Source organism: Sporosarcina limicola (assembly GCF_014873855.1).
Taxonomy (GTDB): Bacteria; Bacillota; Bacilli; order Bacillales_A; family Planococcaceae; genus Sporosarcina; species Sporosarcina limicola.
The window spans coordinates 1-21,423 of the sequence record NZ_JADBEL010000039.1 but is presented as its reverse complement, the minus strand read 5'-3'; the positions used below and the strand labels follow the sequence as shown (position 1 = coordinate 21,423).

The following is a 21,423-nucleotide window of genomic DNA, read 5'->3' as shown; positions in this document are numbered from 1 at the left end:
GCAATTCATTTTAACGCAATGCGGATAATAATTCTACAATAAACAGAAAAATAGCGACGATACCAATTTTACACTAAACATATAGTATAATAAAACTTTTTTAGAGGAGAAAAAAATGGAAGAAATTAATTATTTGCCAGTAGAATTCATAGAATTAGATAAACTTGGTTTCGAAGCTAAGGCAAAAGAAATTGCAACGTTTATTAATTCTTTTCCTTCTCATTTACCCTATTCAATTGGAATTAGAGGGCCTTGGGGATCCGGGAAGTCTACGATGCTAAATTTTATTGAGCAATCTTTAAGTAAAGAGAATTGTAGTGTTATTCGCTTTAATCCTTGGATGGTTACGGATCGTGATTCATTAATTAATAACTTATTTGAGGAGATCTATTATGAAATAGATGGTGGATACACTAATACAAAACAAAAATTTGCTGAATATGCACAAAAAATTATTCCTTCAGCTACAAAAATAGCTACTTATTTTGGAGCTATATCCAATGGTTTGGATTCCAGGAGTGCTAGAGAGTTGTCTAGTGGTACTGGTGAAGCTATCAAGGGGGTCGGCGAGTTACTATTTGATAAACCTTTGTCTCGTAGAAAGAAAGAGTTATACGATGAAATGCAGCGGACATATAGCTATACAGAAAAGAAAATTGTTGTAATGATCGATGAACTAGATAGACTCTTTCCGAATGAGATAATAACTGTTTTTCAAATGATGAAATCAGCTTTAGATTTTCCAGGAATTATATTTATTGTTGCTATGGACGAAATGATGGTCTATGAAGCATTAGAAAAAAAGGGCATCAATAGGCCATTCTATTACTTAGAAAAAATATTCCAGAGGAACTATTATATAAATACAAAATATCAAATTCGTACATTGACTGATCATTTTTTAATTCCTTACTTAAACACTTCTTTAAAAGCTGAAAAGCAGTTAGTAGAATGTTTAGATGCCTTTATCTTTTTAGATGAAAATAAATTTCCATTGGACTTTCCTTTAAAAACTATCCAAGAATTAGAGGAAGAGTGGGAGTTGATTCCGTTAGATGTAGACAAGATAAAGTCTTCTTACTCTAAGATTTTCCGCAGTTTTAACGAAGACTTAAACCTTGCTAATCCAAGAACATTTTTAAAGTTTTCTATGATTCTAAGAGAGATATGGCCAAAGTATTATGAAAATATCATGTCTGGAGATGCAAATGAAATTTATCGTTTACATGCTGCATTCTTAATCATTATGAGTTATATTTGGTACCCAACTGAATGTGAAGAGTATACATTTAACAGAAATTCAGCAAAAGAAATATCTGAACCATTTATTAAAGCACTTAGAGGGCATCTAAGCTTAATAATTCCCCGATACAAAATCACTACAAGTAAAAATTCTTACTCAACTAAAGACTTGAGCGATGTGATAAAAGATGCAACGCGGTATTTAAACCAATACCCTGACTATATAAGGCATATTCGAATACAGAACAAAACTGAGGATGGGATATGATTAGAATAAGCTTGGTTCTAGCTAGTGTTAACAATAATAATTTCACCATTTGGGGAAATCAATTGAAGAAAAGGATGATTGGGTTAATCGTAATCCTGAATCGGTTACGTTGATTGAATTCTTTCTTAAATATATATAATTGTATCTATTAAAGTGTATCATATCTTTTTAAAGTATTATTTAAATGAACTAGATGAATTTAAGGATGTTTATGAACAGGCAATTGATGACCGTTGTACTCCTGCTGACGGGCTACAGCAGGATAAGTACGGATATCGATGAGTACCTGAACACGGGCACCGCAATGGATACGGATGCAAAAGACGTGATGCCCTCTCTTGACGAGTTGCCCACATACAGGGACATTGACTACCGCCATACGCAAAAAATGATGTTCCACTTATTAAACGTTACTAAGAGATTGGTACGGTTATTTTGTAAGCTAACTCAAGGTTGAAGTGGTTGAGATCTCATCAAATCACTTGAAAGCATCAGAAAAACTCAAACGATACACATTCACATTCCAATACTTAAAAAACTGGAAATATGTTACACTAAAATAAGCGGCTGATTATTCAGTTATCCAACGAAAGAGTCATTTGATTGTAGAAAACACAAGCAAAAGTATTTACAAAAAATTAGAATCACCTAAATTATTAAGATGACAATCCTTTAAATTAATTTATGTAGGGAGATGTAGTAAATGCGGATATCAGAAATAAAGGTTGAAAATTTTCGACTATTAAAAAATTCATCAATACAATTGGAAGAAGATTTAAGCTTAATATTAGGAAAAAACAATTGTGGAAAAACCTCTTTATTACTTATATTAGATAAATTTCTTAATGGTAGTCCCTTTTCTTTTGATGATTTTAATAGTTCATTTAGAGATGAATTGAAATCATATTTTGAATCAGACTCTTATCCTAATTCAATTGGTGAACCCTTTCCTTTTATAGGGATATCTTTAAAGTTATTTATTAAATATGACGACAATGATGACTTGTCAAATATAGGAGACAAAGTCATCATGGATTTGGATCCAGAAAACAAAGTAATTGTACTGGGATTTGAATATAAACTTCTAGAGAGTGAATTTGCTAATCTGAAAGATGATTATAACGCTATGAATAGCCAAAGAGAATTGGAATCTAATCAAACAGGAGATATTCTATCATTTATTAAACAAAATTTCCGAAACTATTTTACAACATCAAAAAAAAGTATTCTTTATGATACTGAAACAGGTAAAGAAAATGATAGCGTTTATACAGATTTATTAAAGGAAAAAATAAATATAGGAAATATAGTCAACTTCAAATGGATAAATGCCAGAAGGAATGTTTCAAATAAGGACACGGAAAGAAGCCTTTCTACACAATCAGCCAAGATTTATAAAAAGATGGAAGATGAAGATGTAAATAGAACAGTAATTGATAAATTCAAGAACGCTTTAACTGAAACAGATAAAAAGCTTGAAGATATATATGGAGAGATGTTTAATGAAATTATTGAAGATGTGAGAAAGTTCGGAGGGACGACTCAGGATCAATCTTCAATAAGAATTACATCTACTCTTCAACATAAAGAGTTACTAGAGGATAATACTACAGTTGTTTATGGATCAAGCAATTCAGGTATTGAATTACCTGAAAGCTATAACGGACTAGGTTATATGAACTTGATTAGTATGATATTTGAAATAAAAATTATTCTTAATGAGTTTCAAAATAGTAAGGATTCATACCCCGCAGATATAAACCTTTTGTTCATCGAGGAACCAGAAGTCCATACTCACCCCCAGATGCAAAAGATATTCATTAAAAACATAAAATCGTTATTAGGTGAAGGTATACCAGTTAGAAGTGGTCAAAATCGAAAGCTTCAAACAATTATATCTACCCATTCCGCACATATAGTTGCAGAGAGTGATTTTGAAGATATAAAGTATTTCAGGAAAGAAGATAATGAAGTAAAATCGAAAAGCCTTAAAGATTTAGAGAAAATCTACTGTGAAAATAAAAACAATTATAAGTTTTTAAAACAGTATCTAACTTTGCATAGGTCAGACCTCTTTTTTGCTGACAAAGTTATATTTATAGAGGGTGATACAGAAAGAATACTTCTTCCTGCAATGATGAAAAAAATCGATATTGAAGACGAACTAAATGAATTTTTAAAAGATGAAAATACTTCACTTCCTTTATTGTCTCAAAATATTTCAATAATAGAAGTTGGGGCTTACTCACACGTATTCGAGGAATTCATCGACTTTATAGGAGTAAAGTCACTCATCATTACTGATATAGATTCTTTTGAAACCGTTTTTGACAAGGACAAGGAAGGTAATAAAAAGCTCAAATCAGACGGAACAGAAAAAACAAAGGAATTGGCCTGCCGGGTTTCTGACGGAGATGGTTCAAGTAATTATTCTTTGAAATACTTTCTAGGGAAAGATATAGAACTTGAATCCCTAGCAAAATTAACCCTTATTGAAAGGACATTAATCAAAAACAGTGATGAAAACGAGTGGAAGGTAAATGAGGAGGGACATGTTCTCTTACAGTATCAGTCCGAAGAAAAAAATAAAGAAGATCAGCTTTACCATGCACGTAGTTTCGAGGATAGTTTTTTTCATATTAATAAGGAGTTCATTAAGAAACACACGTTTAATGAGGAAGAAGAATTTACCGGAAGTTTATATTTTCCTAGTCTGACTCAAAAAAAGATGAAAGATTTCGCGACAGATAAAATAGATTCTTATGAAATGGCAAATGGCGTTGGTAAAAAACCTGCATTTGCAATGGAGATATTATTAAATAGTAAAATGAATGAAATCAATATGTGTTGCATAAAGACCAGACAGGAAAGAACTTTACGCCAGGAGTATTCTAATTGGGAAATCCCGAAATATATTAAGGAGGGATTGCAATGGTTGAAAGAAGATTAGACTTGGAATACGAAGTGCAACAAATATTTAACCACATAGATAATGAATCTGATTTCCTGTTAAGTGGAGGTGCAGGGAGCGGTAAAACTTACTCTCTCGTCAAAGTAATAAATCAAGCCTTATTAGAAAATCCCACTGATAGGATAGCTTGTATTACTTATACCAATGCTGCAGTTACTGAAATCGAAGGACGTATTCAACATGGGAATTTAACTGTAAGTACTATTCATAAGTTTTTATGGGATAATATAAAATCATTTCAAATAGAATTAAAAAAGGTTTTGATTGAATTAATTAATGAAAAAACCCATAAAAGATTAATACTTTCCGAACATGTCGACTCCGATTATTTTAACGGTAAGACTATTCAGTATAAAGAATATATGCTAATTAAAGAGGGAATAATTTCACATGATGAAATTTTAGTGTTGGCAAATCTAATGTTTGAAAATTATCCAAAGCTTTGTAAGATAGTGAAAGATAGGTTTAAATTTATTTTTATTGACGAATATCAAGATACTGACGAAATTGTTGTTGAGATTTTTTTAAACCATCTAAAAAAAGGGAAAGGCCAAAATATAATAGGCTTCTTTGGCGATGCTATGCAATCTATCTATGATAGTGGTATTGGCGATCTTAAGGGCTATATTTCTGAAGGAAAGATAAAAGAAGTTAAAAAGAAACAAAATAGAAGAAACCCTAGATTAGTTATTGATTTGGCTAATAAGTTAAGGACAGATGGTATAGTTCAAGAACCATCAGCCGATTCGACAGCTCCTAACATGAAGAATGGAAGTATCAAAACGGGGAAAATCAGATTTTATTATAGTACAAATGAAGATAAACTTAATCAATTAAAAAAAGAGTTAAAGTGGGATTTTACTAATTCAAAGGAAACAAAAGAATTAAACTTGACTCACAACCTAATTGCTCCACAAGCTGGTTTTAATGAGTTAATGAAAATCTACGATGGTGATAAGATTTTAGAATATAAAGATAGAATTGTTAAATACATTAAGAATGTGGACGACAAGACTGAATTTGATGGATATTCATTTGGGGAAGTCCTTGATACTTTATTAAAGGGTAAAATTGGTGTACAACAAAAGCCTATATTACCTACTAAAGGGATGAGAGAATTCATTAATGAAAATCTAGAACTATACGAGAATGCTAAAAATATTCCATTTAATAGCTTTAGTAAAATATATTTGGATAAAGCTATGTTATTAGACGATAAAAAGGATGACAGTGATGATCCTTCTAAACCAAGTTCTAAAAGGGATGAAATAATAAATCATCTATTTAAGATTCAAGATAATATTAGTTTGTATAAACAAGGGGAATATAATGAGTTTTTAAGGAAAACGGAATTTAAAATAAGATCTATCAAGGATAAGCTGGAGATTAAAAGAATTATTGAAGAAATGCAAGATATGTCAAATAAAAAGATTGGAGAAGTCATTGAATTTGCTCACCAAAATAGAATATGCAGGAAGGATGATAACTTCAATTCATTTATAGAAAAAAAGAGTTATGTATATGATCGATTGAAGGAAGTTAAGTTTAAAGAATTTCAAGATTTATTTGCGTATTTGAACGGCAATACTCCTTTTTCAACGCAACATAAAATAAAGGGTGAAGAATATAACAATGTATTAGTTTTGTTAGATAATGGAAATTGGCCAAATTATAATTTCGAATACTTATTCGATGATAATATATTTAATAGCTTACCAACTGGGAAAGGTTTATCATATCCAAATATTCTGGAACGGACGGAAAAGCTGTTTTATGTATGCTGCACAAGGGCAAAAGAAGATTTAGTAGTTTACTATCACAATCCAACACCACCGGTTATAGACAAGGCGAAAAGTTGGTTTGGTCTTTCAAATGTACATCCGATATAAAGAATTTATATATTGTGAAAAATTCATATCCATTTTCTTTAATAGTTAGAAAAAAGAAAGAAAAGTATTGTGTAAGAGATGTTGAATTTTTAACTTCAGCAAACGGGGGCGATTCTGGAAAAAGAATTTGCTCCCTTTTTGGTAACTGGGCTAGTTTTATTTAGATTGGTTATGAATTTATCGAAAGGTGGGAGGGAATTTTACGCATTTAGACGATGTGCCTGAGCTGGTAGATAATCAGAAAGCACTTACAGCCAACACAGTCGAAGAATTGTTTGAGATGGCTTATTATGAACAGGATGAAGAGAATCTCGAACTAGAGCTTCGTATGGATAACTTCATCATACCTAGTTTTTTTAAGGGGGACGATTCAAAATATCGTGTATGTAAGTAATCCTGACAATGAAAAAGAAGCAAGTACAAAAGAAATAACAGTGAAGGATATTTATGAAGCGGCAAATGAAAGTTCGAAATGCTATTCAGATCATTCAGGGGGAGTAAATGAATATTATTTGTCTAAGTGTTTTGAGTATATTGAGGGACAGGATAAAACTATTTCCCCTTTTATGGGTGTAGATGCATTCCTTTTGGGAAACATGTCATTTCGAGATAGCCAAGCGAAGTTTTTAGATTTAGACTACTTTAATAATTCGAAGTACTGGCGTACAGCAGAATTAAAAGATGAAGAAGCGATTCGCACAGCATTACATGCATTAAAGTATTATACCAACTGGGATTTAATTACGGTTGCATTATCTCCAGATTTCTGTGGAGAATACGAAGACTGTATATATATCTATTAAAACTTTTTTTAGAAATATTTGAGTTAGATTCAGCGGACTTTAATTTTTGGCCAGCATAATTCAGAAAGATCTTTTCGAGTACTTCTTCTAAATATTCAATTATTGTTTCAACTTTCATTAATAAAATTGTGCAAATGCAATCTAAGTGAATCAATTTCACAATAGGATTATTAAACATAAAACACGAACAAGGTTGACTTGCGCTTCATGCGGGTACTTTCCGTGGACATGGCTTGTGCCGACACCAAGTGGGTCATGCAATGGAGAGGGATTGAACTACATCCCTCTTTGTTGCCGCCGTAAGTGATTACAGCCACGAGAATGTACCACTTGTGACATCTTTATTACCACTGAATGCCAAGAGATTTACCACGCAATGTCACCTCGTGTACTAGAACGCTGAGCTGCATACTAACTGGGGAGTGGACGTTTTTTTACAAACATGATTACAAAGCGATATGCGCTGGTTAACAACTTGACACCGAGCCTCCACGGGCATGAGTCCCAAACCATGAAACCAGCAACACATGTTGGCTTGTCCCGCCAAGTTTATCATGCCCGTCACTCGGCGTAAAGTTGTGAGCCTATGTAATTGGATGCCTCCCCAGCCCTTGCATAGCTTGTATTCACGTCTGCTATACAAAGAAAAAATCGTTAAAATATCGCAATGGTAAACTACTTGTCATTCACTGGTACAATCTATGTCATCCTGTGGTACAAAACATGGCAGGGGTGGTACATTTCATTGGCTGTAATCACCGTAAGACGCGGCGTCTGATTATTGCGGATGAATTGAGCCACTTGTGCGGAGTTTTGAGCCAGTGATTGCGGAAGATAGAGCCACCGTTTGCGGACGGGAGAGCCAGCAATATAAATAAGAACAAACTTGAATGAGAGGAGTATTTCAATGGAATTTATTACAACAATTGGTGTGATTGCGATAGTTATTACATGCTTTTCGATTGAACTGAAGCTAAAAAAAACAAGTGAGCAAAATAAAGAAATAATTGAATTACTAAAACAGTTAAAAGAAAAATAATAGATTTTCACTTGAACTAACGGGTGCTTTAGTGAAAGATCATGTAGCTGCTCAGGCAGCTCTTCTTACTTGTTGAACTAACGCAGCAGTTTAGTTGAAGTATAATTGGTTTTTTATGGTAAAATGGTATTATAAAGGAGTGGGAATGTTGAAAAAGTATATTTTCATGGGGATTTTACTTGGAACTATTGTGTTAGCTGGGTGTAGTGCAAATGAGGAAACAGAAGAACAAGCAAAAAAAGAGAAAATGGAAGATGTAACTAATGGACAAGTAGTAGAAGTTGAGACCTTACCTGATACGGATAAAGAAGAAGTTGTATCAGTAACTCCATTAGATTTAACTCAAGAACAAAAAGAAGATTATCACAGGCAATATGTTGAAATTGTAAAAGAAATAAATGCAAATGAAGATACAAATCATCTGGAAGTTAGCCCAATTGATGAATTTAAATCAGAAGATTGGGTTGAACCAGAGAAATTTAGACAAATAGCAGAAGATAGGGCAACTTGGGAATTTACCTCAAAAGTTTTTGGTGGCGACCCCGTTGATTAAACGTAATCGAAATAAATTTCATTACTTAAACTAACGGGTGCATTACTTCAATTAGGGGTTAATCACCCTTTTCTTATTCAACTAAAGGGGCAGCATTCCTGTTTGAAGGATGTTTGGGGTCTTGAAAGAAAAAGAGCCCTCTTGTATGATGCATGAGTGTCAACGACCATTGACCCATCATCAAACAAGGAGGACTTCTATATGCAGTTTAAATGGAATGAAAAAATTAATCAAGTTACTGAAAATACACTCGTTGTTGGTATGGACATTGCCAAGCACGTTCATTACGCGTGCTTTGTCGATGAACGTGGGCGCGTGATTGAAAAAGCTTTTGCGGTACATCAATCAAAAGTAGGCTTTGAAAGTTTGTATGAAAAGATTCGTCAAACAATGAAGGAAGCTAAGAAAACAGACGTTATCATCGGAATTGAGCCAACAGGCCACTACTGGATGAACTTGGCTTACTTCTTAGATCACTACGGGATTCCACTCGTGATGGTCAATCCAATGCACGTCAAACGTTCAAAAGAACTGGACGATAATTTACCAACTAAACACGATAAGAAAGATGCACTTGTAATAGCTCGTTTAGTGAAGGATGGACGTTTTAGTTATCCTCGTCTATTAAAAGACTTAGAAGCTGAACTGCGTATCGGATCCACTCTCCGTTCAAAGTTAACGGAAGATTTAGCGAGTATTAAAAATCGAATAATCCGTTGGCTTGATCGCTATTTCCCAGAATTTACTCAAGTCTTTCCGGCTTTTGGAAAGATGGCGCTTGCAGCATTGGAAATGACGCCATTGCCACAGGATATTGAAGGGAAAACAGCAGAGGAGTTGGTCTTTCTCTACCGTAAGGTAGAGGGGATGAGGACGCCACAATTACCGAAAGCAAAGCTTCTCATTGAAACATCGACTAACTCGATCGGACTGACAGAAGGGACCCGGATGGCCCGACATGAAATCGCCACGCTCCTACGTCAGTATCGCTTATTAGAAAACGAAATTGCATCTGTGAACAGCCAATTAGCCGAAATGGCACAAACAACAATGGAATATGAGCTACTCTCTTCCGTGCCTGGTTTAGGAGATGCGACGATTGTTGATTTACTTTCAGAAGTAGGGAGCTTTTCACTTTATGAAAATCCACGCCAACTTATCAAACTAGCGGGATTAACATTACGTGAAAACTCGTCTGGTCAACAAAAGGGACAAAAACATATCTCGAAACGAGGACGAAAGAAACTCAGATATATTCTTTTCAAAGTAATGGTACCACTCATTCGTCATAACGAAGCGTTTAAAAAGCTTCATGAATACTACACCACTCGCCAACAAAATCCCTTGCGTGGGAAGCAGTCGATGGTAGTGCTATGTGGTAAATTACTGAAGATATTACATGGTATTTGCAAAAAGAAAGTCCGTTTTAACGAACAATATATGATGAAAGATCTCCACTGTCTCGCAGAGACAGCGAAACATTTCTTATCAGCGAGACCTATAACCAGAAGGATGACACGGAGAAGCCAGCAAAATAACTAAACTAAGACTATGAGTCCCTGGGGCAGCTTAGCAGGCCTCTGCCTTATGAATAGACCGAACGAAGGAATGTAAGCGCATTGACGCTAAGAGACATGGGAGGGTACGTCGTCATAAGTATCGCAGAGATCCATTGTGCATCACATAGTGGATAAAAAGCAAATGATTTCCATTAGTTTTAGCGAAGCGTGCACTCTATTTGGTAATAAAAACAATAAATTCAAGACTCTGTTTATGAAATGCGTGAAAAAATATTTTCTCTACATCATAAAGTGGTGCAAGCCGTTGATACATCAATGTTTATAGAGGGAGGTTAGTGAAAGAAAGAAATCGAATTTGTAATATAATTCAGCCTAAAACTTAGGAGGTATAATTGATGCAGTGGTCCCAATGGTTACAAGGTGGTCCTTTCCTTGAAGTTAGTTTCTTGTTGGAACTTAAAGAAAAGAAAAAAGAAACTATACAGGATATTATATTTAACTTGTCCAAGGTCAGAAATAGAATTGAAATTTATGACAAAAACGTTGATGAAATTATTGATTTTTTTGATAGAGGCTATCCTTATGACGAAGAAGACCCACAAACAAATTACATACATTCTTTAAGATTAAGATTATACGTCTATTTATCAAGGAAACGAAAAGCGACATTACAAATAGAAATGGTCTCTTCAAATGCAATAATGGTTAATTTTTGGTTTTTTGGTTCTATCTCTGATGCCTTAGAGTGGGACCAAATCGGAATAAAAAATGAGGAAATTACAGACTTTACAAATTTTCTTAAAGAGTTATATTCCGTTTATGAGTTTAAAATCGGTGGAATTGCAATCGAAGAAGATGTTCTTGAATTATTTGGGTTCGGTGAAACATACCCTAACGAATGTTACCGTTATGAGAACGTGTCTCCTGACCGTTTTCTTCAAGAATCATCCCATTTCATAAATATAATTTGGAGTGAAAAATACAAGAAATTAAGCTATGTTCCTTACAATCACAAAAGGCTTGATAAGGAAGGAATCCTTATTAAAACTGGTAGTTTTAATGACTAACCTTGTTAAACTAACGAGGTGCTTTAGTCAAGTAGAGCAACGTCCTATTAAGACGTTGCTCATTTCCATTTAAAAGTACTTCTGATAATACTCTTTCCTTAGCCTTCCGCTTAATTGAGCGTATATCCTGGTGGTTTCACTTTTCTCATGCCCCATAAGACTTTGTATGACCTCAATAGGAGCTCCATTATTCAGCAAATGAGTTGCATAGCTGTGTCTAAGTTGGTGTGGATGAATCACCTTATTGATTTCAGCACGATTTGAGATCCGCTTGATGATGTATCGCATCTGGGCAACACTCATTCTATGTGGCTGCCTTACTGTCACAAAGATGGCAGGGTTATTGTCATTACGGCTTTCAATATAGCGTTTAAGCCATATGTCGCAGCGTGTATTAAAATAAACTTCTCTTTCCTTATCACCTTTTCCTCTAACAATCGCGGATTGATTGGACCAATTAATATTGTTCTTTTCTAACGCAACTATTTCTCCAATTCGACAACCGGTAGAAAACATGAATTCAAAAATTGCTTTTTCCATTGTGGAATGACAGGATTCACGAAGGTGTTCAATCTCCCGTTCGGTTAAATACTTGGGTATCCGCTTACCTACCTTGGGCTCTTTAATCTTGGAAGTTGGATTCTTACTCAAATAGCCTTCTTCATGAGACCAACGAAAAAACGATTTCATAAAGCGGATGCGATGTGCAAGACTGGCTGGTTTTAAATGCTTGCCCGATACAGCAAGATATTCCTTCAGTTGATTTGTATCCAGCAATTTCATTTCTACGTCCTTAAAATAATCAATTAGTAGCAAAGACTGTAACTGATAGGCCTTCAATGTTTGTGGTGAAAAACCCTCTATTCGTTTATCAGCTTCAAACGAAGACCATGCTTTTGATAGTAACAATTCAATACCCCCTAAAGTAGTAAGTTAAAAGGATTATTGCCAACTTAATAGAATTATAGACATAAGGAGTTTTTTTACTAAAGAAGGCAGGTTAGTTGAACAAGGACAAGTTTACAGAAAGAATAAGTAAATAGAAAATACTGTGAAGTGGGGTTCGAAATGGAGAAAGTTCTTGAAAAATTAGAGGAATTAAAGTCAGGTGAGCTAGGAATTATTATTTATTCTCAAGTAAAACAGGATATAGTTTTATCATTAAATAAAGGACTATCAGTACCTCTTGCTTCTGCGGCAAAAGTTGCAATTGCCTTTTGTATCGCAAAATTGGTTGAAGAAAGACATTATAAATGGACTGACATTGTTGAAGATGTAATTTTAAATCCAGAAGAGGATAGCACCGAAGTGTATCCACACTTTCAAGGTAGAGAAAACTTAGCACTCCAAGATGCGGTGGAAGTGATGATAGCCTGTCACGATAGCTTTGTCGCAGAGAGGATTGTTCAATTTTGTGGTGGATGGGAATTGATTAACAATAAAATAAAATCATATTTTAAAATGATAAATATTACTCAAAATCCAAGAGACTTGGATAACACCGGAGAATTGAGTGAGATGTTAGAACTTTTACTATTAATACATCAAGGATACAAAACTAATCCTGATTTATGGATTCCGCTTATTAATGGTTTAGTTAGGCAACGAGGCGATATAGATGGTATACCAAGCCATTTCTTAAATCATATGACTGGTGGATTAGATAATGTAGTAGTTGATATTGGGATAATGGGTGAGTTTTCCAATAATCCATTATTATTTGTTTTGGGTGCAAAGGAGTTACCAAATCGATATAAAGAGAAATTAGCAGATGAAATAATTATTGATGCAATGAAATTACTTTATGATGAGTATTGCAATCAGGAAGTCGAATTGGAACATGAAAGTCTATTTAATTCATAAAGTGCTTCTTAAACTAACGAGGTGCTTTACTTCAATTAGGAGGCATCATTTTCTTATTCAACTAAAGGCGCAGGTTAGCTAAATAAGGGTGTAGCATAAATCACTAAAAATACATTTTGAAAGAGGGGTATTATGAACCACTACCAAATTGTAAAAGAAGTAATTAATGATTGGGACCCGATGAACTTTTTAAGTTTCTCATCTGAGGATGAATATGATCCAGAAATAAGTCGCATTGTATCGCGATTACCAACTGCATCTGTTGAAAAATTAGCTGAAGTGATACATGAGGTCTTTGATGAAATGTTTTCGAGGAGTAGAAGTAGAATACCTTCAATTAATAATTGTTATCCAAGTGCCTTAAAAATTTGGGACAAAATTTATAATAATAAATTTCCAAACTTAAAAAAACGATATTAATCAAAAGCAATATTATTAAACTAACGGAGTGCTTTACTTGAAGACCATTGAGGTGCTAGTGCAGCTCTTTTTCTTATTGAACTAACGGGGCAGGTTAGTTGAATAAGGTAAATGCTAAAATTTAACTAGAAGTTCTGTGAAAAGAGTGATGAAAATGGAATATAAAGATTTTCAACCAGTGATGAACAATACAAAATGGGAAGAAATAAGATTAGTAATGTACAATTATCACTTAAACCTTTTATGGAGAACAAAAGACGTGGTAAATAATAATATTTGTGAATGGGACAATGAATGGTATTACCATTTTAGTGAAGACGGATATGAGACTATCGAGTGGCTTGAAATCAAAACAGAAGATGAGATGCAAAAAAATGATGTGATTAAGATACTAAGGAAAATAAATGTTCCAGGCGAAATAAATGATAATATAATAAAAGTTTATGGTTATATAAAGAGTAATGAATATGTCGATTATTTATAATACTTTATTCAACTAACGAGTGCTTTAGTGGAATATTCGCTTTCCGAAATAATCAATCTTTTTTTTAAAAAACCAAACTTAAATCTGCTGGATAAGAACCCATTTTGATCAATCTTTTGTTATTAAAATGGGTTCTTATTACTTATTGTAAAATAGGGTTTGGGAGGTGCTTATGATCAAACCTCTTTTTAAAGCTACACAAGTGGCTCCCTCACCCGCATTCACTGGCTCTATTGTCCGCAAACGGTGGCTCAAAACTCCGCACAGCTGGCTCAATCTGTCCGCAATACTCAGCGTCCTTAGATTGCCTTCCTGCGGGGTCTGGGGTCTTCAACTCGCGCTGTTCCCACTGGAGTCGCCGCATTACGCTACAATCAACAAAAGTAGTCAATCATTTACGAATGATAGAATCTAGATATTTCTAATTGTTCGTTTTTACATACGAGATTAGTAATTATGAAATTGATTCAAGTAAGAAAAAATCCTTTCTCGTTATTGAGGAAGGATTTTTATTTGCTATAGGTGTTGAATATGTTTGTAATAATATCTAATACCATGCGTACTTCTTCTTCGCTTTTATTTTCTATTAAATTATTTAGCAATACGATTAATTCTTTTTTTTGAAGGTAATTATGATCGAAATCCAAGCTTTCAAAACGAAAAAACTCGGTACAGGGAATTTCTAGACCTAGTATTATCCTTTCTAAAGATTGCAATGTAATATTCCTGTCTCCTCTCTCTACGCCAGCCAAATAGGAGGTTTGTAGACCGCATTTTTCTGATAGTTCATCTTGGGTCATGTTTTTAGACTTTCTTATTTTCTTAATATTAAAACCAATCAACTTCACTAATGTGTCCATAAAATCACCTCACCATAAGGTTAGGTGAGAATTACCAAGTATTACAGATATGTAAAGTGTAACTATGGTGTTATAATTCACTTATAAGTTCACTTTGTGTTATTTTTGAATTTAATTAAAGGAGTATAACTATGAATACAAATTTACCTTCGAATATTGCAATAGAAAATGTTGTTCAATCTAAAATGCGAGGACGAGTAACTTATCAAGGATTCGTGTCATCTCAAAATGCGATAAATTTTTCTTATTCTAAACTCTATAACGACCCTTCTGGAAAGGGCTATCAACGGCCTATAGATCAAAGACGAAGCAAAGATTTTGCGAAATATCTATCACAAGGAGAAGATGCTCTATATACCCCAATCTTATTAAATGCTTGCGGAAACTGGGAGTTTTATGCGTACGACAAACAAAGACCTAGTTTGGGGAGGTTAATTTGTAAAAAGAAAGCCACTTTAATGGATGGACAGCATCGATTAAGTGGGATAAGAGAGTATATTGCCGAAACAGATAGTACTTTAAATGTTCCTTTTTTGGCATTTCATTATCTTGATGAAGATGAGGAAATTAAATTATTTGATGTAATTAACACAAAAGCCAAAGGCATTGGTACGTCATTAAGTCGTTATCTTAATAGAGACAATGACGAAATCAGCTGGGTAGCAACAAACTTGATTCTAAAACCTGAGAGCCCGTTTTTCAGTAAAGGTACATTAATGGGGAAAAGAACAAAAGAGAAAAACATTACATTGCAAAACGTTTATAACATCGTGAAGTTATTGACGAAGAAATCAGAGTTAGAAAAGCTATCGAAAGAAAAAAAATTAAACTTAGCACTTTTTTACTTCAACTTGATAAAAGATTTGTTCCCTGATGAATGGGACGATAATAAATTATATAGAATGACCCATGTAACATGTCTAAATGCCTTAGCTATAGCAGGTAATACAATTATTAACAATAATTATTTATTAAAGTCTAAGCAGCCTGACTCCGTTAAAATAGCTAATCTACTTATAAAACTAAAAGATATTGATTGGACAAGCAATGGTGATTTAAAATATCTTAAAGGTGTAGCCGGTTCAAAAATGTTAGCAAGTGATATATTAAATTGCATCAATGGCTAAATCGAAATTCCTTGCAAAAGCAGAACAATGGTGTATTGAAAGCTAATGGATCGGATGTACTAACCAGAAAAAATAAGGGTTTGCATATAAATCTATTAGGAAGAACCCTTCTTCACTTAATAACAGGCGTGTTAAAAAATACCCTTACGGATCAGCTCCAGAACTACGGTTTTGGACTGAATACGTAAGGGTATTTTCTATAGGAATCAAATATATTCTCCAAATTGATCCGATTTCCAAGCATGGATTGCGTGACGTTCTTTCTCGAAAATCTTCTCTAAGTAAATCATCGTCGTTTCAATTTTTTCATGCCCTAAGGATCTCATTATGTCATAAATATCGACACCATTTAGTTTAGAGATAATCGCAAAGGCATGGCGGAAGATGTGCGGTGTGATGTTAAGTGACGGATCAGATAACTTCAGTTGAATAGTACCCGATATTTGTGCGCTCACATATTGAGATAAATAGGATGGCGAGAAGGCTCGCCCTGTATTCGTTGTAAAAAGGGGCATATCCGGTTGGGAATGTTCAAATGTAGTCAATCCCCGCGCCGCCCGATACTGACGGATACTCGTGACGACCTTATCTTTTAGCGGTATGTGTCGTCTTTTATTCCCTTTTCCAACCACATCAAGATAATACATATTTTGGATGCCGTCAATTTTTAAATCTCTCACCTGCAGCCGGCAAAACTCTTCATTCCGCATGCCTGTTGTTGTAAGTACGTGAACAATGCCGAACATAATGGGATGGTTGATGTCCTTGAACGTGTTAAGGATAGCAATGACATCAACTGGACCTAAATCTCGATTTGGCCGATCATCTTTTCGAACAGATGCAATTCGTAGGCCTTCATGAATGGGTTCCTGGATATAGCGAACCTTATGCAAAAATGCAAAAAACGCCTTGATTATAGTAGTTTTTCGTTCAAGCGTCGCAGGTGAGTAGGAACCTTTACTTATGACATGCGGACTTTCTGTAGCCAGCCACTCCTGATACCTTCGTAAATGACGAGATTGAATCGATTTAAACAGAGAACTTTCTATTAAATAGTCAACGTCTACATTAATCTCTGCACTATGCGTGAGGAACTGTTCAACGAATAGCGATAGCTCTCGTTCATACTCTTTAACAGTTCGTTCGGAACGCTCATTTCGTTCCATTAAATATTTTCGTCTATGTAAAAACCATTTCATCATCTCCGTGTCTGTGAAATCATGAAAAGCGGGTTGTTTCAATTTTTCGGATTCATCCAACCGATTTTGCAAAATACGAAGGGTAGACGTATCACTTAATTCCATTCTAAAAGCGTTTATCTGAATCTCTTGTTTCTGTCCTATGATACTATGCATAGAATTAAATCTCCTTTTCAATATTATTTTTAATAAATATCACAAGGGTTGCTCGAAATCCCCATAATTATATTGATTTACTTCGCCAAAACTACAAACTATTCCAAGTTTAAAGGATTATAAATATCATTTATATTCTATAGGTTAAATCATTATTGAACTTCCTTTTTCTCATTCTAAAATCGATTTTGAATAATTTCTCCCAAAATATTTGGGAAATATTATATACAAGTATATATAATTAAAGATTTTTGTTTTTATCCCAAGAAAATCAGATGTACAAATTTCCTTTCCCAAGCACATCAAGATAATAACCGCCTTGAATGGCATCAATTTTTAAATCTTTCACCTGCAACCGGCAAAATTCTTCATTCCGCATGCCTGTTGTTATGAGTACGTGAACAATGCCGAACATAATGGGATGGTTGATGTCCTTGAACGTGTTGAGGATTGCAATGACATCTACTGGACCTAAATCTCGATTTGGCCGATCATCTTTTCGAACAGATGCAATCCGTAAGCCTTCATGAATGGGTTCCTGGATATAGCGAACCTTATGCAAGAATGCAAAAAACGCCTTGATTATGGTTGTTTTCCTTTCAAGCGTCGCAGGCGAGTAAGAACCTTTACTTATGACATGCGGACTTTCCGTAGCCAGCCACTCCTGATACCTTCGTAAATGACGTGATTGAATTGATTTAAACAGAGAACCTTCTATTAAGTAGTCAACATCTACATCAATCTCTGCACTATGCGTGAGGAACTGTTCAACGAATAGCGATAGCTCTCGTTCATACTCCTTAACCGTTCGTTCAGAACGTTCATTTCGTTCCATTAAATATTTTCGTCTATGCAAAAACCATTTCATCATCTCCGTGTCTGTGAAATCATGAAAAGCAGATCGTTTCAATTTTTCGGATTCATCCAACCGATTTTGTAAAATATGCAGGGTAGACGTATCACTTAATTCCATTCTAAAAACGCTTATCTGAAACTCTTGTTTTTGTCCTATGATACTATGCATAGAATTAAACATCCTTTTCGATATTATTTTAATAAACATCACAAGAGTTGCTCAAAATCTCCATAATAATATTGATTTACTTCGCCAAAATTACGAACTATTCCAAGTTTAAAGGATTATAAATATCATTTATATTCTATAGGTCAAAACTTTATTGAACTTCCTTTTTCTTACTCAAAAATCAATTTCGTATAATTTCTCCCTAAATATTTGGGGAATATTATATACAAGTATAAATAATAAAAGGGTTATGTTTTTAGGCTCAACACCAAAGTCTGTTCTTGACATGAAAAGCTATACAAAATATCTATATTTCGTACTCTCTGCAGTTGAAAGTAATAGCAAATAACCGATTTTACTGGAATGTAATGATAAGGTTCTCAGTTGTTGAAAAGTCAAGTACATGTTTCGGTGTTGAGCCTGTTTTTATCCCGAAAAATTTAGAGGTACAAACTCCGGTCATTTTCTGCATTCAAGTGGCGACGTTCGTAAAGAAACCATTTAATCATATCCGCATCCGTGAAATCATGGAAAGCGGTTTGTCCCTTTTTCTCCGCTTCATCCAAACGATTTTGAAGTGCTGGCAAAGTAGATATATCTTTTAATTACAATCGAAACTCATTCGAATAAAACTGTTCTTTTTTACTCATTTTAAATTTAATGATAAATCACCTCTATATTATTTTAAATAAAAACGGAAATGATTGTATGTATATACAATCATTAATGAGTTATATAGTATCTACATCTTTTGTACATTCATTCTATCACAGATTCTGTATAACATAAAAAAATAGACCCTTTGTTTATTGGATGATTTATATGAATTCAATTAAATTCTATTCTAGTTCGTACGCAAGTTGCTATTGTTTTTTATATGACTTATACTATTTAATATAGATTGTATTAAACAATAAAGATATAACAGTGAATACAATAATTTAAAATAAATACATGATATTCAGTCTACTTTCATTCTATAAAAAAGAGTGTAATCGATAAATTAAATGATTTCGTCTCATAAGCATTCAACTAGTAGTATTATCATTTTAATTTGACTAGAAATAAGATAGGGGATAGTGAATTGAACGATTGGTATACAAGACAACAAGTAGCGGATCTGATTGGCATTTCGAAGGCGACCGTTTACCATTATGCGAAACAGAAGAAAATTATCAAAATTGACGACCCACATCGGCTGATTCGTGAAGCAAGGTATAAAAAGAATGAAGTCGACGCACTTGCGGAAGAACGACAAAAGAATCAGCCGACGGGGTTACGACCTTCCGAACTTGCCAAACAACTCGGCGTGACGACGCAACGGATCTATGCTCTAATCCGTGAAACCCATTTGACCGTGGACGAATTGCCGGCGGGAGATGAACGTACAATTTATTCCATTCCGATTGAAACTGCTGACTGGATTCGGCAAGAAATCAGAAGAACGGCACCTGTACGCGGAACACGGGCTGAATTCCATGATTCCGGGTACGATATCGCAATTTTTCAGCTTTTTCGCACAAAACAAGGGCAAGATATGCGGGTGTTACGCAATGACAAGCAGGAATGGGGATTCAATTTACCATCGCAGACTTGGGTTTCCTTTATGGACGGCATCCATGTCTATCAATACGAACCGGTCTATCCAATCCATCATGCGACAATACGTGTAAAAGGGTATACGGACTTTTTATTGCCCAAAAATTTGCATGAATCATTTGATTTTCTCGATTTCGTCTACCAGGTGTGGGGAGTTGAAAACATTCGTCTACGCGAGCGTGAGAAAGAGATTGCCTTATCCATAAAAAGCGGAACTGTTCGTTTGTCTATACCGGTTCCTGAAACACTTACAGCAAGCATGCTCCAGACATTTCTCATATTGGGCGACGTTGTAATGGAAGATGGCGGATGGATACTGGTCAGCGGCTATCGTCGTACAACATTTGACTTGCCAACTAACATGCTGGACGCCTTGCAGGACATTTCCAAAGAAAAAGACCTATCTATGAGTGATTATATGGAAGAGGCACTACGAGAAAAGTTGGAAAGAGAAATGGGTACGTAATAATAGCTATAGTAATTGAATGAAAAGTCATCGGCTCATTGTACTTGAATAGTTGAAATGAACGTGTTAAACAAGCATGTGTAGAATCAACAATAGTGTAAAACTTGAATTCAACTTATTATAGTTATGTTATTTTATTGGATGCGGAATTTGATATGTAGAATAATATAGTTAATCACTTTTAGATTAACGTAGTGGTTCGAAATAGCGGCATAAGAAGATGTAGTAATGAGTGAGTTAACAATCAAAGAGCTTCAATCACGCACTGTTATTAGGACGATGCGCATCAGTTTTTTGAAGAGGAGATATAGTGGTAATGGCAACTTCTCTAGATTCACTTGAAGCGGCATTTCAATTTGGGTGTTAAATTTATCCGAGAAAGATTACGGTTTTTTAGTAAGTATTGCTGGTGCTGGAATAGTAGTTTGTTCAATCACTACTGCATTATTTACAGAAAGATTGGCAGTTGCTGTATTGATGGGGGTGGGATCCGTTATGGTCTCTGTTGGTTATATTATCTATGCTTTCTCACATGATTTCTTGATAGCTGGTATCGGATTTTTTATCCCAGTATTTATCTTCGAATCGCTTGTAATCATGATTAGCTTTTCATCGCTAATCGTTGGAATGATTGCATTGTCGTGTATGATGTGACAAAAGAAATAATCCACCCTTGAGTTTAGCCGCTCAGGTGGATTATTTCATCATAGGACGCTGACCCCCTTAAAAGGGAACCTGCTACTATATTGAGTCATCGGTGTTAACGCACCGATGACTCTTGTGCGCTTGGCAGCGCTTTTCTCTAACGGGTGAAAGTCCCTAACATGCCGTAGTGGCGGAAATGTATAGCTGACTGGTAGTGCAGGTATCGCG

General features: G+C 34.7%; 19 protein-coding genes and 1 pseudogene. 15 read left to right on the top strand and 5 right to left on the bottom strand.

The annotated features are described in order from the left end of the window. The first annotated feature begins 115 nt into the window (after nucleotides 1-115). The 9 genes and pseudogenes from H4683_RS19340 to H4683_RS19305 all read left to right on the top strand — a co-directional run bounded on the left by H4683_RS19340 (nucleotide 116) and on the right by H4683_RS19305 (nucleotide 11,352). On the top strand, nucleotides 116-1,510 hold the full coding sequence (locus H4683_RS19340; RefSeq protein WP_192600474.1) for a KAP family P-loop NTPase fold protein: 1,395 nt from the start codon (nucleotides 116-118) through the stop codon (nucleotides 1,508-1,510). A gap of 703 nt (nucleotides 1,511-2,213) precedes the next feature. After that, entirely contained in the window at nucleotides 2,214-4,460 is a 2,247-nt protein-coding gene (locus H4683_RS19335; protein WP_192600473.1) for an ATP-dependent nuclease, read from the top strand. Further along, the gene (locus H4683_RS19330; RefSeq protein WP_192600472.1) at nucleotides 4,442-6,370 is read left to right on the top strand and encodes a UvrD-helicase domain-containing protein; all 1,929 of its coding nucleotides are present in this window, start codon (nucleotides 4,442-4,444) and stop codon (nucleotides 6,368-6,370) included. Before H4683_RS19335 ends, H4683_RS19330 begins: the two co-directional genes overlap by 19 nt. A 187-nt stretch (nucleotides 6,371-6,557) precedes the next feature. Next, a complete protein-coding gene (locus H4683_RS19325) occupies nucleotides 6,558-6,764 on the top strand; it encodes a hypothetical protein (protein WP_192600471.1) in 207 nt (68 codons plus the stop codon). Then, a complete protein-coding gene (locus H4683_RS19320) occupies nucleotides 6,751-7,173 on the top strand; it encodes a hypothetical protein (protein ID WP_192600470.1) in 423 nt (140 codons plus the stop codon). Before H4683_RS19325 ends, H4683_RS19320 begins: the two co-directional genes overlap by 14 nt. A 907-nt stretch (nucleotides 7,174-8,080) precedes the next feature. Continuing rightward, a complete protein-coding gene (locus H4683_RS22040) occupies nucleotides 8,081-8,212 on the top strand; it encodes a hypothetical protein (RefSeq protein WP_275403100.1) in 132 nt (43 codons plus the stop codon). Nucleotides 8,213-8,360: 148 nt separating this feature from the next. Beyond that, nucleotides 8,361-8,765, top strand: a complete 405-nt coding sequence (locus tag H4683_RS19315) for a hypothetical protein (RefSeq protein ID WP_192600469.1) — start codon at nucleotides 8,361-8,363, stop codon at nucleotides 8,763-8,765. 201 nt (nucleotides 8,766-8,966) lie between these two features. Then, nucleotides 8,967-10,241, top strand: a pseudogene (locus H4683_RS19310) (IS110 family RNA-guided transposase); the annotation flags it as partial. A 439-nt stretch (nucleotides 10,242-10,680) separates the two neighbouring features. Then, nucleotides 10,681-11,352 (top strand): hypothetical protein, encoded by a 672-nt coding sequence (locus H4683_RS19305; RefSeq protein ID WP_192600468.1) that lies wholly within the window; start codon nucleotides 10,681-10,683, stop codon nucleotides 11,350-11,352. 69 nt (nucleotides 11,353-11,421) lie between these two features. On the opposite strand, the gene xerA is transcribed toward H4683_RS19305, so the two are convergent. Continuing rightward, on the bottom strand, nucleotides 11,422-12,261 hold the full coding sequence (gene xerA / locus H4683_RS19300; RefSeq protein ID WP_192600467.1) for a site-specific tyrosine recombinase/integron integrase: 840 nt from the start codon (nucleotides 12,259-12,261) through the stop codon (nucleotides 11,422-11,424). Between the two features lie 159 nt (nucleotides 12,262-12,420). On the opposite strand from xerA, the gene H4683_RS19295 reads away from it, so the two are divergent. The 3 genes from H4683_RS19295 (at nucleotide 12,421) to H4683_RS19285 (ending at nucleotide 14,119) form a co-directional block, all read left to right on the top strand. Further along, nucleotides 12,421-13,215, top strand: coding sequence for a serine hydrolase (locus H4683_RS19295; protein WP_192600466.1), 795 nt, complete (start codon nucleotides 12,421-12,423; stop codon nucleotides 13,213-13,215). A 132-nt stretch (nucleotides 13,216-13,347) separates the two neighbouring features. Continuing rightward, nucleotides 13,348-13,635 (top strand): DUF1871 family protein, encoded by a 288-nt coding sequence (locus H4683_RS19290; protein WP_192600465.1) that lies wholly within the window; start codon nucleotides 13,348-13,350, stop codon nucleotides 13,633-13,635. 154 nt (nucleotides 13,636-13,789) lie between these two features. After that, on the top strand, nucleotides 13,790-14,119 hold the full coding sequence (locus H4683_RS19285) for a DUF6678 family protein (RefSeq protein ID WP_192600464.1): 330 nt from the start codon (nucleotides 13,790-13,792) through the stop codon (nucleotides 14,117-14,119). 509 nt (nucleotides 14,120-14,628) lie between these two features. Here the strand turns inward: H4683_RS19285 and H4683_RS19280 are convergent. Continuing rightward, entirely contained in the window at nucleotides 14,629-14,979 is a 351-nt protein-coding gene (locus tag H4683_RS19280; RefSeq protein WP_192600463.1) for a helix-turn-helix domain-containing protein, read from the bottom strand. A 131-nt stretch (nucleotides 14,980-15,110) separates the two neighbouring features. Between H4683_RS19280 and H4683_RS19275 the strand changes: the two genes are divergently transcribed. After that, on the top strand, nucleotides 15,111-16,106 hold the full coding sequence (locus tag H4683_RS19275) for a DGQHR domain-containing protein (RefSeq protein ID WP_192600462.1): 996 nt from the start codon (nucleotides 15,111-15,113) through the stop codon (nucleotides 16,104-16,106). A gap of 206 nt (nucleotides 16,107-16,312) precedes the next feature. On the opposite strand, the gene H4683_RS19270 is transcribed toward H4683_RS19275, so the two are convergent. The 3 genes from H4683_RS19270 to H4683_RS19260 all read right to left on the bottom strand — a co-directional run bounded on the left by H4683_RS19270 (nucleotide 16,313) and on the right by H4683_RS19260 (nucleotide 19,072). Then, nucleotides 16,313-17,461, bottom strand: a complete 1,149-nt coding sequence (locus tag H4683_RS19270; protein WP_192600461.1) for a tyrosine-type recombinase/integrase — start codon at nucleotides 17,459-17,461, stop codon at nucleotides 16,313-16,315. A 271-nt stretch (nucleotides 17,462-17,732) separates the two neighbouring features. Then, nucleotides 17,733-18,485 (bottom strand): site-specific integrase, encoded by a 753-nt coding sequence (locus tag H4683_RS19265; protein ID WP_192600460.1) that lies wholly within the window; start codon nucleotides 18,483-18,485, stop codon nucleotides 17,733-17,735. A gap of 440 nt (nucleotides 18,486-18,925) precedes the next feature. Beyond that, complete coding sequence (locus tag H4683_RS19260; RefSeq protein WP_192600459.1) at nucleotides 18,926-19,072, bottom strand: hypothetical protein; 147 nt, start codon at nucleotides 19,070-19,072, stop codon at nucleotides 18,926-18,928. Between the two features lie 497 nt (nucleotides 19,073-19,569). Between H4683_RS19260 and H4683_RS19255 the strand changes: the two genes are divergently transcribed. Further along, nucleotides 19,570-20,550 carry a helix-turn-helix domain-containing protein gene (locus H4683_RS19255; protein WP_192600458.1) on the top strand — a complete coding sequence of 327 codons (981 nt, stop codon included), beginning with the start codon at nucleotides 19,570-19,572 and terminating at the stop codon, nucleotides 20,548-20,550. A 360-nt stretch (nucleotides 20,551-20,910) separates the two neighbouring features. Then, entirely contained in the window at nucleotides 20,911-21,204 is a 294-nt protein-coding gene (locus H4683_RS19250; protein ID WP_192600457.1) for a hypothetical protein, read from the top strand. Nucleotides 21,205-21,423 lie beyond the last annotated feature (219 nt).

Coding starts and splice junctions, on each gene's coding strand:
- H4683_RS19340 (WP_192600474.1), top strand. CDS start 116: ATGGAAGAAATTAATTATTTGCCAGTAGAATTCATAGAATTAGATAAA.
- H4683_RS19335 (WP_192600473.1), top strand. CDS start 2,214: ATGCGGATATCAGAAATAAAGGTTGAAAATTTTCGACTATTAAAAAAT.
- H4683_RS19330 (WP_192600472.1), top strand. CDS start 4,442: ATGGTTGAAAGAAGATTAGACTTGGAATACGAAGTGCAACAAATATTT.
- H4683_RS22040 (WP_275403100.1), top strand. CDS start 8,081: ATGGAATTTATTACAACAATTGGTGTGATTGCGATAGTTATTACATGC.
- H4683_RS19305 (WP_192600468.1), top strand. CDS start 10,681: ATGCAGTGGTCCCAATGGTTACAAGGTGGTCCTTTCCTTGAAGTTAGT.
- H4683_RS19295 (WP_192600466.1), top strand. CDS start 12,421: ATGGAGAAAGTTCTTGAAAAATTAGAGGAATTAAAGTCAGGTGAGCTA.
- H4683_RS19290 (WP_192600465.1), top strand. CDS start 13,348: ATGAACCACTACCAAATTGTAAAAGAAGTAATTAATGATTGGGACCCG.
- H4683_RS19285 (WP_192600464.1), top strand. CDS start 13,790: ATGGAATATAAAGATTTTCAACCAGTGATGAACAATACAAAATGGGAA.
- H4683_RS19280 (WP_192600463.1), bottom strand. CDS start 14,979: ATGGACACATTAGTGAAGTTGATTGGTTTTAATATTAAGAAAATAAGA.
- H4683_RS19275 (WP_192600462.1), top strand. CDS start 15,111: ATGAATACAAATTTACCTTCGAATATTGCAATAGAAAATGTTGTTCAA.
- H4683_RS19270 (WP_192600461.1), bottom strand. CDS start 17,461: ATGCATAGTATCATAGGACAGAAACAAGAGATTCAGATAAACGCTTTT.
- H4683_RS19265 (WP_192600460.1), bottom strand. CDS start 18,485: ATGCATAGTATCATAGGACAAAAACAAGAGTTTCAGATAAGCGTTTTT.